Source organism: Paenibacillus ottowii, assembly GCF_006874425.1.
In the GTDB taxonomy this organism is placed as follows: domain Bacteria; phylum Bacillota; class Bacilli; order Paenibacillales; family Paenibacillaceae; genus Paenibacillus; species Paenibacillus ottowii.
Window position 1 is genome coordinate 755,282 of sequence record NZ_VIJZ01000001.1, and the last position, 13,302, is coordinate 768,583.

Genomic DNA, 13,302 nt, shown 5'->3' on the forward strand with positions numbered 1-13,302 from the left:
TTGGAGGATCTTATGATTCATGTCGCTGAGAGTAGATTAAAACAGATACAATATATTGGTATAACTGATGATGATTTGGCTTTATTGCATCATTATCAGGGACTTTTCCAATCGATTGTGAATGAAGTCGTGGATCGTTTTTATGAGCATGTAAAAAAGGTTCCCCATCTCATGTCGATTATCTCTAAATGGTCGAATATTGAGCGACTCAAGCAAACACAACGTGAATACTGGCTTTCTCTTGCAGATGGGAAAATAGATGATTCGTTTATCGAACACCGCCTTTTTGTGGGGCAGGTACATTCCCGGATTGGATTGTCTTCCGATTATTATTTGGGTACGTACATTGCTTATCTTGATATTGCAGTAGACATTTTCAAGCGTTCGGGGATAGAGGATTGGTATTCTATTGTGTACGCTCTTTCCAAAATGTTCAATCTCGATTCCCAGCTTGTGCTGGAAGCCTATCAGGAAAAGGAGAAAGAGCAAGTCAGCGATCTCGCCGATGAACAAACGCAGATGCTGACTGTGGTGTCCCGAATTGCACAAAATTTGACGGGGATGATTGCTGAACTTAGGGGAAATACCGATAATATCGCGAATAATGCCTGCAATACTGCTTCTTCGCAGGAACATACAGAGGAACTGGTACTGCAATTGAGTGATGAAATTAAGCATATTGAACAGATGAGCAGTACAATTCGAGAATTGTCCGATCAGACTCATCTGCTGGGATTGAATGCGGCGATTGAGGCAGCCCATGCGCAAGAAGCAGGACGTGGCTTTCAAGTGGTGGCACAGGAAGTGCGCAAGCTGGCATCTAATTCAAAGCAAGCACAGGAGCAAATTCAGCGCAAGGTGCTGGATATTGCCCGTATGCTTGACAGTGTGCAATCCGAAACCGCTATCACCACAGCCAGTGCCCGGCAACAGGCCTCCAGCTCGGAAGAATTGGCTTCCTTCACCAAGCTGATTGAAACCATGGTGAAGGAATTGGAGATGCTGCAGCATTCCTCAGAAATAATGAAGGTATAAGATACACAAAAAACAGACCTCATCGCCCGGTCTGTTTTTTACTTAGTTCCCCCCCAACTGATTATAGCAGCGCTCTAAGTTCACGTCGGTATTTGTTCAAATGCACAAACGACGGAATGACACGCTTCGCAGAACGAAATCCACCTATTCTGATGTTGCGAACGACATGATAGGGAGAAATCAGCAATGCGTGAAGCAGGCGCAAGTCCTGGGTGCTCAATGGTCGGTATCGTTGATAGAAGTCGATCGCGCGCAGCATCTTTGTCGCATTCCAAAGACAATTCCGATGAAGAAGATGAGAGAGATCTTTCATCCTTACATGTAGGGAACAATTTTCAAAGTCGATCAAATAGATTTTGAACTGCCTGTCTTTGATCAGATTGGGATAGTTATAGTCACCGTGTATAAATGCAGTCGCTTTTTGTTCCTGCTGGATTGCTTCTCGAACTTTGGACTGCTGTAGACGATCTAATACTTCTTCACAAAGAGCTACGAGATGGGCTGTGCCTTTGTAAAGGCTGAGGCGTTTTTTATATCCAGCTACTTCATCACTCAAGCCTTCATAACGGATTCTGGAAGGCGGTGCTTCCGTGGCAGGAAAGCCTGCGGCATGAGTGTGGAATTTGGCTAAAGTAGCAATGCCCTTTTTGAAGTCTATTCTTTTTGTAAATTCCGGTCTGGGTCCATGAACCCAATTGGTTAATGTATACGATATACCTTCATGGGTCATATAGGCAGTTTGCTGTACGGTTGGATAGACCTTTTGGCTACGTGTAAACCCGCGCTCATCCAGATAGGACAAGACACGTGTAATAAAGCGAATTTCTTCTTCCGGAAATTTATAAGGTTTTAAGCAATAGGTTGTATTAGCGGTTTCAATCTTGTGAATGTCCTTCATTTGGCGGCTACGCTGAATTTTGATTCCATACATCTGCTCAACGCTTGATAAAATCGACATTTTGCCCCTCACTTTCTTTTATGGACGGGTCCATTCCTGCAAAATATGGATGATTTGTAATCGAAGAGGCCACGACTGATCCCAGTTGTCCAGGATTTCGCGGTCTCTTGAACGATTTGGATGCCGGGAAGCATGCCAGGCTTCTCGTGGCAATTTATATAAAGCTGTAACAATCTTCCGTTCAGTACGGCTTAGTGGTTTACGTTTTTGGTATCCTTTCAACAAGGATTGCACAAATTCAGGATTGAATTGGGTCGTATTCATAAGAGCCTTTGCCAAATCAGTATAGACTGAGCCAATCTTAACCCGATCCCAATCAATGATTTTGAGCTGACCGTCATCAGAAATAATGACATTTGGGATGGTGATATCACCGTGAATCAAGGAGGGATGCCGACGTTCCGCTCGAAGCAGTCTTATAATGGATGCGTCCTGCAAATCCTTCCATGCCCGCCTGGATAAACGGTTACAGTCTTTGCCGTGAGTGTTGTACCAGTTGCGGTACTCTTTATCCTGGCGGCTGACTTTTGTTATTTTTTTTTGGAAAAGACGGTCTTGGTTTTTCCATATCCGCAATTGTTGAATGGTCGGAGGAGACGTTCCTTTCTCGGTCCGATGCAAGCCAGTGGATGTGGCATGAAGGGTGGCGAGGGCCAGCCCCAGTTTTTCGTAATCGTCAGCGGTTTCCAGTCCTCGTCCTTTGATCCACTGACTTACATAAAATGGTGTTCCTTGATCTAGTGTCCATAGCTGGCCGGAATGAGTGGGGAGCCATGTGGGCATGTAGGTATACTTTCTCTTTTTCAAAAGCCTTATATAGCTCGCAACTCGTTCCATCTGTTGAATCGTATTTGAATATACCACCTTTGAACGACTAAAGGGCTTTAATGCATAAATCCCCTTTTTCGTTTTCACTTGGATGACTGCATTTTTTCGATATAGAGATGAGACTAAGCTTGATTTTAAGGGAATCAGGCCGAAACGACGGGTGATTTTGCGAATTTGTGCTTTGGTATAGGATTTCGCCATAAGAACCTCACTTGACTTTTAATTGAAGAAAAAGGTAATCCTCTGTTAGTTATCAGTCTATTCATGAGGAAATAATAGGTGCAGTTTTATGTAGGTATTCTCAGCCGATACGGAAGTATTTTAGCGTATACAGACAGTAAGACATTCGGTAAAATACAGACTGGAACGAATACACGATATGACGAATTTTGATCTTGACGATTCAAGTGAGCAGTTTATATACCATACATGTCTGATTCATTATTATTTGTGGGAATATAAGTAGTTGAACGTTTTTTTGGGGCAGGAGGGAAGGACATGGATAAAAGAATACTGATAGCGGACGATGAGGCGAGTATTCGGAATGCGCTAGCCTATGCGTTAAAGCGGGAAGGTTTTTTGGTGGAAACTGCCGTGGATGGAGAGGACGCATTGGAAAAAGTACATATGTTCCACCCGGATGTGCTTATACTGGATGTGATGATGCCCAAACTGGGCGGATATGAGGTGTGCCGTCGTTTGGAAAATCGGAAAGGCATCGGTATTTTACTGCTAACCGCTAAAAACGATATCGTCGATAAGGTGCTCGGCCTGGAGCTGGGAGCAGACGATTTTATGAGCAAGCCGTTTGACCTGAGAGAACTGCTCGCACGTATTAAGGCATTAGTAAGGAGGCTGGAACGAGAAGGAGCGCCTGCGCCGGAAGGAACGGAAGTAATACTAGGTCCATTACGAGTGCGTCCATCCAGCCGAACAGCTGAACTTGGAACAAAAGCATTGGATCTGACCCCCAAGGAGTTTGATGTGCTGGCTCTGCTGGTGTCCCATGCCGGGAGGGTGTATACGCGGGACGATCTGCTGGAACAAATATGGGGCATCGATTATGTGGGGGGGACGCGGACGGTGGATATTCATATTCAGCGCTTGCGCAAAAAACTGGAGCCGCACCAATCGATGCTGCAGACCGTGTATGGAATCGGCTATAAGGCGGAGAAAATGACGTGAACGAACATCATTCACTCCACCCGGAAGGAAGCTTGCAGTCTACGGACCCGCAGAAGCGCAAACGTAAGCGTACAGGCTTGAGTCTACGCTGGAAATTTCCGCTGGTACTGGCGGCTTTACTGCTGTTTACAGTCGGTGTGCTGAGCTGGCTCGTGCTTACTGGTATTCGTGCTAATCAGACAGACCAAATGGAACGCGGATTAAAGCGTCAGGCGGAAATCGTAGAGATGCGCGTAAAACAGTCTTACCTGTTGGGAGCTCGCCAATTACCCGAAGACTTCATGAAAAAGCAAGCACCTCAGCTTGCCGTGGAACTGGGCGTATCCAGTAATATGCGCGTTATTTTATATGATGGCCAGGGGCATGAGGTTGGGAATTCTCTACCACTGGCTTATAGAACAGATGTCAGCCAGGCGCTTTCTTATGCGCTCCAAGGGAAAATTGCATATATTACGGAAGGTAGCTCAGTTACTTATCTGGCTCCGCTTCAAGGTCCAGACGGCCTGCTGGGAGTGGTGCAGCTTCATAGCTCAACAGAAGCGCAGCAGCAGTTTTACCAGGCGATTGCCCGCTTGTTTTTATGGACAGGAGGGGCGGTGCTGGTCTTAAGCTTTATTCTGGGCTTAGGTTATGTCAGCCGCCAGACGAGGGACATCGGACGACTGACCCGCGCTTCTGAGCAGATCTCGGCAGGGAACTATCCAGAAGCCAGATTGCTGCGACGGCAGGACGAGCTGGGAAGGTTAGATGAAGGGATGCTCCAGATGAGTCATGTGATCCGGACAAGTATTACCGCGCTCGAAAATGAAAAGCTTCGCCTGGAAGAAGCGGTTCAGCGTTTGAGAGAGCTGGAGCAGCAGCAAAAGGCTTTTATCGGCAATATCAGCCACGAACTGAAGACTCCGTTGACCTCTATTCAGGCTTATGCTGATTTGCTGGATATGTATGGGGATGATCCCGAATTGCTGCGGGAAGCGAGAGAAAGTATCGCTAAGGAAACCAAACGGTTGTATGAGCTTGTCGAGGACTCGCTAAGACTAGCTGTGCTGGACAAATACGATTTTGAATTACATACGGAGGAAGTTGACCTGCATTTGCTGCTCGAAGACGCTGGTAGTCGAATCCGCGGGAAGGCTGCGGCACGTGGACTGAATTTTTCGATGGATACCCTTCCTGCTAAGGTGTGTGGAGACCCTAAGCATCTGATACATATTGTACTGAATTTACTGGATAATGCAGTGAAATACAATCGGGACGAAGGCTGGGTTACGTTATCCAATCGAGTGGAAAAGGACACCGTGACAGTGTATGTACGCAATTCCGGTCCATGGATTCCGCGGGACAAATGGGACATGATTTTTGAGCCGTTTGCGACCTTAAGCCATGATCGTTCTCGTCAGGACAGTGGCACGGGACTGGGTTTGCCTCTGGCACGCAGACTGGCGGAGCGCATGGGTGGAGAGCTGCGGCTTACAGCTTCGGAGGATAGTGAGTTGGAAAAGGACAATGGTCATTCAGGTGCAATTGGCAATGAATTTTCGCTCAGGCTACCCCTATTGGTTTACGAGGGCTTCGAGTAATTAAGTCGCTCTACGTCTTTAGGGCTAGGAATGGTGTCTTATTTACAACTTGGAAACAATTCGATGTATTCATGAGATGTTCAGGTATTAAGCTGGGGGTAACGATAACAAGGAGGCCGTTATACAGGATGAATAAAAAACTAGACAGCTATGGGCAAAAGAACGGCCTTCCCCAGCTCGAACATCCCTATGCATGCTTTTTCAGACACAAAGTCATAGGGTTGCTCATGACTGGCTTGATCGCTGTAGGGTTGCTCAGTGGCTGCAGCATTAAAAGCGCAGGAGAGACCCATCCATCATCTGGTATGAAACCGGGGCAAAAGCTTACTGTAATTGACATGGATGCAGCTCGGCAGCAAGTATCGGACGAGCTGGTGGTACAGTCCATTGACAGGCTGGGGGATGTCTACGCGAGGTCATGGCTGAGTGATGAAGAGTTGATTGTAGAGCGTCGAAATCAGTTATGGATTCATAATGTAAAGACCAGCCAGGAGCGAGTTTTAACACCAAGTCGTAACGCTCTACAGTTACTTGCTGTGGTATCACCAGATCAGCGGCATGTCTTTTTTACGGAGGGCAGCGCCAGCAGCAAGTATGATATTCAGGGCTATATTTTAGAGCTAAGCAGCAGTAAGGTTACATCGGTTGGCCAACTGGACATGACTAACGAGGTAAGCTGGGGCGATGAGAATCATCTCATTACAGGTACACCAGACGGTAAGATACATCTGATTGGTCTGGACGGCAAAGCAGAACAATTAAGTTTTCAAGATCCGAATCGCTCAGAATTAATCGCTCATGTCGAAAAAGTAAGTAACGCCATATTTTATACAGGCCATGATAAACAAGGGTATCCGGTGCTGAATCGGTTCACTCTCAATCATCCTCAGGTTGTGACTGTTGCAGAGAGAATCATGTCCTTTGCCGTGTCACCTGATGGTAAATCTATTGCCATTGAAAAGCGGAAATGGAATACATCCGAACCAGCCCGTATGATCATTTTGGACGAACAAGGCAAAGAGAAAGGAAGCGTTGGTCAAGGGACTTTAATGAGTCGTGGAAGCTGGTCCAGTGACGGGACCAAGCTTGCTTTTTCCATTTATGATGAGGATCAGCAAGGAATGAGAGGGCTCTATGTATTTGACCAGTCGACAGGTAAAACCACTCCCGTTACGACTGATATCCAATCCTATGACAGCCCGACGGTATGGAGCCCTTCCGCCCGTTTTTTATCCATGTACCAGAATATTTCGGAAGGTGGAAAACAACTGAATCAGAGCTATATCGTCGAATTTAAGAAAAAATAGTAAAAAAAGGCGCATTTCCTTCTTCGGAATGCCCCTTTTTTAATTACGCTGACTATTCGATTGTGTATTACTATACAAACTTGCGATGATGCTTTTTCCCATCATATGAAAATAAGGCGAGCTTCCCCTCAATCATCGTTTCCAAATGAACGGCTCGCCCCCATAGTTGGTATACATATGGAAGCGTGCGCTCCATATATTTTAAATCCAGTTCAATGCCTTCATACTGGTGCTTAAGCTTTAACTCACCCGTATGCAGATAGTCTCCGTCCTCAACGACGATGTAAGGTGAGCCTCCATTTACGCGTGAAAACACAAGCTGATCCCGTATGTTTTCCCAGGATTTATCGGTAATTTTCCAGTCCGGTCCCCGTTTCTCAAACACGTACAGATCCAAATCCTCCGTTAGTTGCTTGGTCATGTAATTGCGTATAAAAGAGGTATCCGAATCAAACTCTCGCACCTCGAATATTTTAGCCCGGCCCTCGCCCGGTTTACGTCCTTGGCGCTCTTGTTCCTCACGGGTGGGGTTATCCCATCGCTTTTCAATATCTTCAAATATTTTCAGTCCCAAATAATACGGATTCAAGCTTTGCTTGGAAGGCTGTACAACGGAAGCGTTCAGCATGGCAAATTCAACGGTTTCATCCCCAGTCAAATCCAGTTCTCTGACAATCCGTTGATGCCAATAAGAGGCCCAGCCTTCATTCATGATTTTGGTCTCCATTTGGGGCCAGAAATACAGCATTTCATCCCGCAGCATCGTCATGATGTCCCGCTGCCAATCCTCCAGTACTTCGGAGAATTCCTGAATAAACCAGACGATATCTTTTTCAGGTTCCGGTGGGAACTGGCGTACCTTAATACCCTCGGTCTCAGCCGAATCATGCGGCTTTACTGTGTCCAGTGACCACAGATCATCGTAAGGTCCGGTTGGACGCTGGTGTTTTTTGGGTTCTTTTTGCTCCTTGATTTTGAGTTCCATGTATCGTTGTTTATCCAGATGCCTTGGTTTGATGAGCTGTGGGTCTACATGTTCTTGTATCGCCAGTACAGAGTCAATGAAGGATTCCACGGCCTTTGAGCCGTACTCCATTTCATAGCTGCTGATCCGTTCTGCGGTGGCAGACATACTCTCTACCATATTGCGGTTGGAGGCCGAGAAACGGGCGTTATGTTTGAAAAAATCGCAGTGTGCCAGTACATGGGCGACAATCAGTTTATTTTGCACCAAAGAATTTCCATCTAGCAGGAAAGCGTAGCAGGGATTAGAGTTAATGACCAACTCATAGATTTTACTCAATCCAAAATCGTACTGCATTTTCATCTTGTGAAATGTTTTTCCAAAACTCCAGTGGCTAAAGCGCGTAGGCATACCATACGCCCCAAATGTGTATACAATATCCGCCGGACAAATCTCATACCGCATCGGATAGTAGTCGAGTCCGAATCCATCAGCAATCTCCATAATTTCTGATATCGCGTATTCCAGCTCTTTCTGGTCGGTACTCATCCCGCTGTTCCCCCTTCCCGTTTGCGAAAAAAGGTGCGTAGGGCCTGGTATACCTCACCTTTTTCCTTGATCACATAGTACATAAACTGATCTGCCTTAATATTCTTGTAGGCTGACATCAGCGTACTGCTGCGATTATATTGGTTCACTTCTCCATAGCCGAACATATTGCTGCGTTTCATAAGCTCCTCAATTAGTTTCACACATCGTTCATTGTCTGAGCTTAGGTTATCGCCATCGGAGAAATGAAAGGGATAAATATTATAAGCGGAAGGAGGATAGCGCTTGTCGATAATCTCCAATGCTTTCAAATAAGCAGAAGAGCAGATGGTGCCGCCACTTTCACCGCGAGTGAAAAATTCTTCCTCCGTAACCTCCTTGGCTTCGGTATGATGCGCAAGAAAAATCATTTCCACCTTTTCATATTGGCGACGCAAAAAGCGCGTCATCCAGAAAAAGAAGCTGCGGGCGCAATATTTTTCAAAAGATCCCATGCTGCCTGAGGTGTCCATCATAGCGATAATTACCGCATTGGATTGAGGAATGGTTTTCTCTTCCCATGTTTTGTAACGAAGATCATCTGGACTAATATGATGAATGCCCGGATTCCCCTCACGAGCGTTGCGGCGCAGATTTTCGAGAATGGTTCGCTTTTTGTCAATGTTCGCTTGCATGCCTTTTTTGCGTATATCATTGAATACGATAGATTCAACCTCGATTTGATCCTTATCTTTTTGCTGCAAATGCGGTAATTCCATTTCCTCGAACAGCATATCTTCAAGTTCCTCTATGCTGACTTCAGTTTCCATAATATCGTATCCCGGCTGGTCGCCTGCTTTCTCACCTTTGCCTGGCTTTTGGGAAGCAGGATCACGTCCGATGACATCCCCCACCTGACTGTCGCCATCTCCTTGGCCTACGTGCTTTTGTTTTTGGTAGTTATAAATGAAGCGATATTCATCCAAACTGCGAATCGGCACTTTGATAATCTGTTGACCATCCGACATTATAATATTTTCTTCCGTAATCAGATCGGGTAGATTTTGCTTAATAACATCTTTGACCTTCTGCTGATGGCGTTGCTGGTCCTGGTACCCTTTGCGATGCAGCGACCAATCTTCGCGGGATACGACGAATGAATATGGCTGGCGTGGTTCCGGCATTGTTAGGCACCCCCCAAGTGGATACACGGCACAGTTTGGCCTTGTTGGTTATTAAGTATATTCACGGGGATGTACGATATGTGATGGAACTCGATTTAAATTATGCCCGTTTGCTTTATAATGAAAGTAAAAAATGTAAAAAAAGAATGGAGAACCTTGGTTATGGAAGAAATTGCAGTGCTTATCGTAGACGATGAACAGGGACTGCGAGATATGCTGACAACGGTATTAAAAAAAGAAGGGTTTCTTCATGTTAAGCATGCAGCCACGGGGCAAGAAGCGTTGCAAATCGTGATGAAATCTCGTATTGATGTGATTGTGCTTGATGTTATGCTCCCTGATTACGATGGGTTTGAGGTGTGTCGTCAGATGCGTGTATACACGGAAGCTCCTATTCTTTTTTTGACAGCAAGAGATACAGATCTGGACAAATTAATGGGCTTTGGTATTGGAGGGGACGATTATATTACCAAGCCGTTTAACCCGTTGGAAGTTGTTGCGCGTATGAAAGCCCGAATGAAATATCGAAAAGTGACGACAGCGGATATGAAGCCTGTCTTACGAATCTTAGACTTTGGATATTTTTGTCTGGAGCTAGACTCAGGTGTATTGTATGTGCAAGACCAAGAGGTCGATTGTCCTGCACGTGAATGGCTGCTGCTGGTATTTTTGTGCAAGCATCCTAACCGTATATTCAGTGTTCGTCAGCTATACGAAGCAATATGGAGCGAGACCTTCTTGGGTGATGAAAAGACAGTAGTCATTCATATCTCCCGTTTGCGAAAAAAAATAGAACCTGATCCCAAGCACCCGCAATTTTTAGTTAATGTTAGAGGGCTAGGTTATAAAATGATATCAGCCAAGAGGGGGGAGCAAGAATGAACTCTTTGGTCAAGATGTCCTTTCGGTTTATAAAAGTAACATTATGTTTTGCACTAGTCTATGTTCTTTGTTTTCTGATCTGTACTATTATATATATTTTTATAAAAAGCACATTTGATACCTCTCACAATATGAATATTGATTTTTTCTGGATCGGACTTGGGATCGTGCAGAGTGTTGTGTTCATAGTTGCCTATGGATGGTATATAGGCAAACCCTTGGTATATGTAATCAAATGGATTGGAAATATAGCAACAGGGGAATTCCAAGCGCCGCTAAGTGAGCTAGAACTGCCAGAGCGTAAAAAAAGTCAGAGAAATAGTTATAAGCCTCCGTATCAATTATATAAAGAAGTATTCGAACAAATGAACATCTTATCTGCTCAATTGCGCAGCAATGAGGAAGAGAGGATGGAAATAGAAAAGCGAAAACAGCAGTGGGTAGCAGGCGTAAGCCATGATCTCAAAACACCGTTATCTTATATTGAAGGGTATGCAGCCATGCTGACTGCTCAAGAGTATGATTGGTCCGAGGAAGAAAGAAGAAGCTTTAGTATGATTATCAGTGAGAAAGTGACGGAGATGAAGCAGTTGATTCAGGATTTGAATGCTTCTATGCAGCTCAAGGAGGGGGCCTTGCCGATTCAGTTGAAGAAGGAGGACATTGTGGAGTTTCTCCGCAATACGGTCTTAGATATCGCTAACCATCCTTCGGCCGAGCAGTATGAATTTTCTTTTATGTCATTGGAGTCAGTATGTACCATGCCCTTCGATAGTAAATTATTAGGTAGAGCATTGAAAAATTTTTTAATGAACGCAATCATTCATAATCCTCCAGGCACACATATTTCAATGGAAATAAATAAAGAGAGCGATAAGCTTCATATTTCTATCGAAGATGATGGAATAGGCATGAATCCAACTGAATGTATACAGATGTCTCCTTCCAAAGAGCATGGGATACCTATTGCCAAAAGCTTTATTGAAGCCCATAACGGAACGCTTCATATTCTTCCAGGAAGTAAAAAGGGTACCAGTATGGAAATTACATTGCCGCTAAATAGGTAACTCCTTAACATCTGTGCCCTCCATTTTAGAGTTCGCTCGTTTTTTTGCCTGTTGTTTAGGAACTGTTTACTTGATGTTAACTTTCTTTCAGTAAACTGTATGTAACTAAACTTCAGCGTCAAAAGTCGAGAGGAGATCAGGAAATGTCTGAACATGTAATACGTACACGTCAGCTAACCAGGCGTTTTGGAAAAAGGGAATTTGTCAAACAAATAAATCTACAGGTACCTGAGAAGCAAATTTACGGATTTTTGGGACCAAACGGGGCGGGGAAAACAACCACGATTCGTATGCTGCTCGGGCTGATAAAATCCACATCCGGAGAAATTGAGATATTTGGGAAAAAGCTCAAGGATCATCGCATGGAAATATTAAAGGATGTGGGTTCGCTGGTTGAATCACCTGCCTATTATGCTCATTTGTCTGCATATCGAAATTTGGAAATCGTTACAACGATGCGTGGGTTGCCGACCCGAAAAATTCATAAAGTGCTGGATTTGGTGAGATTAAGTAAGGATGCGTACCGTCCAGTAAAAGGATACTCCCTGGGAATGAGGCAAAGGCTAGGAATTGCCATGGCATTGATTGCCGATCCCAAATTGTTGATTCTTGATGAACCGACGAATGGTTTGGACCCGTCCGGAATTCAGGAAATTCGGGAGTTAATTATGAGCCTGCCTGATGCTTACGGAATGACGGTATTGGTTTCGAGCCATCTATTAAGTGAAATCGAACAGATTGCAACCTGTGTAGGAATTATCAATCAAGGGGAAATGATTTTCCATGGAACGATGAAAGAACTTACAGATAAAAGCAAGCCTCAACTATTTATTGAAACCCAAAATCCTGTTCAGGCTGCTGGAGACCTGATGCAGCATGGATGGATTGCCGGAGCTGAATCTATGGAGCAAAAAGAAGTCATAACTCCTATAGTAGACCGTGAGCAGTCATCGGAGATGATCAAAGTGTTAGTGGAGCATAATCACCCCGTCTACCGGGTAAGGGAGAAGAAAAAAACATTGGAGGAAATATTCCTGGAGCTGACGGGTAAGGAGCGAAGCTTATGATACTCCAAGTTATCAAGGCGGAAGGATATAAGCTGAAAAAAATATGCTGGTGGCTTCCTCTAATACAGGGCTGTGTCCTTACAGGGATGACTGTCATGGAATGGTATCTCTACTTTCGTCAGGGGCCAGGAGGGGTCTATGCTGGTTTTGCGGTTATGTTTATGTTCATCTCGTTTGTGATGCTGCTTGGCGGTACACTTCTAGCAAGTATTATGGCGGGTACAGAGCATGATACCCAAACATGGAAGCAGCTTATGGCCATGCCAGTTCCCAGAAGCTACATCTACTTATCCAAAATGTTATGGGTTGTGATTTTGCAGTTTGGCACCGCCTTGATCACGATAGCAGGGATGAGTCTCATCTGGGTGTTGTATACAAACGAGCCCATTCCTTGGCGAGTTATGCTGCTGCAGCCGATTAACGCCAGCTTGGCTACTCTGCCTGTACTTGCAATTCAACTTTGGTTGTCTACGCTTTTTACTAATCAGGCATTTCCGTTAGCATTTGGCATATTTGGTTCTATTGCCAGCTTGTTTTTGGCACGAACAAGTATTTTTTGGATTAAATTATTGCCTTGGTCGTATCCGGCTCTATCAAGTCCTCTAATAAAGGGATACGTAATGTGGGTGATCATTGCTTTATGTGCAGGGCTCATCTTCACAGGACTCGGTACTCTACAGTTTAGAAAGCATGAATTCAAATAGGAGGAGGAAAAGT

General features: G+C 44.8%; 13 protein-coding genes. 9 read left to right on the forward strand and 4 right to left on the reverse strand.

The genetic code is table 11. The features are described 5' to 3' along the window. Positions 1-12: 12 nt before the first annotated feature. Positions 13-1,035 carry a globin-coupled sensor protein gene (locus tag FKV70_RS03790; protein WP_142611850.1) on the forward strand — a complete coding sequence of 341 codons (1,023 nt, stop codon included), beginning with the start codon at positions 13-15 and terminating at the stop codon, positions 1,033-1,035. Positions 1,036-1,096: 61 nt separating this feature from the next. Here FKV70_RS03790 and FKV70_RS03795 read toward each other — a convergent pair whose 3' ends face one another. Beyond that, positions 1,097-1,993 (reverse strand): aminoglycoside phosphotransferase family protein, encoded by an 897-nt coding sequence (locus FKV70_RS03795; RefSeq protein WP_063209888.1) that lies wholly within the window; start codon positions 1,991-1,993, stop codon positions 1,097-1,099. An 18-nt stretch (positions 1,994-2,011) separates the two neighbouring features. Beyond that, a complete protein-coding gene (locus FKV70_RS03800) occupies positions 2,012-3,022 on the reverse strand; it encodes an aminoglycoside phosphotransferase family protein (protein WP_142611851.1) in 1,011 nt (336 codons plus the stop codon). A 127-nt stretch (positions 3,023-3,149) separates the two neighbouring features. Here FKV70_RS03800 and FKV70_RS26995 point away from each other — a divergent pair, with 127 nt between their 5' ends. The 4 genes from FKV70_RS26995 (at position 3,150) to FKV70_RS03820 (ending at position 6,893) form a co-directional block, all read left to right on the forward strand. After that, positions 3,150-3,287: a helix-turn-helix domain-containing protein gene (locus tag FKV70_RS26995; RefSeq protein WP_142611895.1), complete on the forward strand. Its 138-nt coding sequence runs from the start codon at positions 3,150-3,152 to the stop codon at positions 3,285-3,287. A gap of 32 nt (positions 3,288-3,319) precedes the next feature. Next, the gene (locus tag FKV70_RS03810; RefSeq protein WP_063209884.1) at positions 3,320-4,006 is read left to right on the forward strand and encodes a response regulator transcription factor; all 687 of its coding nucleotides are present in this window, start codon (positions 3,320-3,322) and stop codon (positions 4,004-4,006) included. Further along, the gene (locus tag FKV70_RS03815) at positions 4,003-5,586 is read left to right on the forward strand and encodes a sensor histidine kinase (protein ID WP_142611852.1); all 1,584 of its coding nucleotides are present in this window, start codon (positions 4,003-4,005) and stop codon (positions 5,584-5,586) included. Before FKV70_RS03810 ends, FKV70_RS03815 begins: the two co-directional genes overlap by 4 nt. 128 nt (positions 5,587-5,714) lie before the next feature. Then, positions 5,715-6,893, forward strand: a complete 1,179-nt coding sequence (locus FKV70_RS03820; RefSeq protein ID WP_142611853.1) for a TolB-like translocation protein — start codon at positions 5,715-5,717, stop codon at positions 6,891-6,893. A 70-nt stretch (positions 6,894-6,963) separates the two neighbouring features. Here FKV70_RS03820 and FKV70_RS03825 read toward each other — a convergent pair whose 3' ends face one another. Next, a complete protein-coding gene (locus tag FKV70_RS03825) occupies positions 6,964-8,406 on the reverse strand; it encodes a SpoVR family protein (protein ID WP_063209878.1) in 1,443 nt (480 codons plus the stop codon). Further along, positions 8,403-9,569, reverse strand: a complete 1,167-nt coding sequence (yhbH, locus tag FKV70_RS03830) for a sporulation protein YhbH (protein ID WP_142611854.1) — start codon at positions 9,567-9,569, stop codon at positions 8,403-8,405. Before yhbH ends, FKV70_RS03825 begins: the two co-directional genes overlap by 4 nt. 162 nt (positions 9,570-9,731) lie before the next feature. On the opposite strand from yhbH, the gene FKV70_RS03835 reads away from it, so the two are divergent. From FKV70_RS03835 to FKV70_RS03850, 4 genes are all read left to right on the forward strand, one after another. Continuing rightward, on the forward strand, positions 9,732-10,451 hold the full coding sequence (locus FKV70_RS03835) for a response regulator transcription factor (RefSeq protein WP_063209874.1): 720 nt from the start codon (positions 9,732-9,734) through the stop codon (positions 10,449-10,451). After that, positions 10,448-11,518 (forward strand): sensor histidine kinase, encoded by a 1,071-nt coding sequence (locus FKV70_RS03840; RefSeq protein WP_142611855.1) that lies wholly within the window; start codon positions 10,448-10,450, stop codon positions 11,516-11,518. Before FKV70_RS03835 ends, FKV70_RS03840 begins: the two co-directional genes overlap by 4 nt. 143 nt (positions 11,519-11,661) lie before the next feature. After that, complete coding sequence (locus FKV70_RS03845) at positions 11,662-12,585, forward strand: ABC transporter ATP-binding protein (RefSeq protein WP_142611856.1); 924 nt, start codon at positions 11,662-11,664, stop codon at positions 12,583-12,585. Further along, positions 12,582-13,289: an ABC transporter permease gene (locus tag FKV70_RS03850; protein ID WP_064795217.1), complete on the forward strand. Its 708-nt coding sequence runs from the start codon at positions 12,582-12,584 to the stop codon at positions 13,287-13,289. The genes FKV70_RS03845 and FKV70_RS03850 overlap by 4 nt, the downstream gene beginning before the upstream one ends. Positions 13,290-13,302: the final 13 nt, after the last annotated feature.

Coding starts and splice junctions, on each gene's coding strand:
- FKV70_RS03790 (WP_142611850.1), top strand. CDS start 13: ATGATTCATGTCGCTGAGAGTAGATTAAAACAGATACAATATATTGGT.
- FKV70_RS03795 (WP_063209888.1), bottom strand. CDS start 1,993: ATGTCGATTTTATCAAGCGTTGAGCAGATGTATGGAATCAAAATTCAG.
- FKV70_RS03800 (WP_142611851.1), bottom strand. CDS start 3,022: ATGGCGAAATCCTATACCAAAGCACAAATTCGCAAAATCACCCGTCGT.
- FKV70_RS03810 (WP_063209884.1), top strand. CDS start 3,320: ATGGATAAAAGAATACTGATAGCGGACGATGAGGCGAGTATTCGGAAT.
- FKV70_RS03820 (WP_142611853.1), top strand. CDS start 5,715: ATGAATAAAAAACTAGACAGCTATGGGCAAAAGAACGGCCTTCCCCAG.
- FKV70_RS03825 (WP_063209878.1), bottom strand. CDS start 8,406: ATGAGTACCGACCAGAAAGAGCTGGAATACGCGATATCAGAAATTATG.
- yhbH (WP_142611854.1), bottom strand. CDS start 9,569: ATGCCGGAACCACGCCAGCCATATTCATTCGTCGTATCCCGCGAAGAT.
- FKV70_RS03835 (WP_063209874.1), top strand. CDS start 9,732: ATGGAAGAAATTGCAGTGCTTATCGTAGACGATGAACAGGGACTGCGA.
- FKV70_RS03840 (WP_142611855.1), top strand. CDS start 10,448: ATGAACTCTTTGGTCAAGATGTCCTTTCGGTTTATAAAAGTAACATTA.
- FKV70_RS03845 (WP_142611856.1), top strand. CDS start 11,662: ATGTCTGAACATGTAATACGTACACGTCAGCTAACCAGGCGTTTTGGA.
- FKV70_RS03850 (WP_064795217.1), top strand. CDS start 12,582: ATGATACTCCAAGTTATCAAGGCGGAAGGATATAAGCTGAAAAAAATA.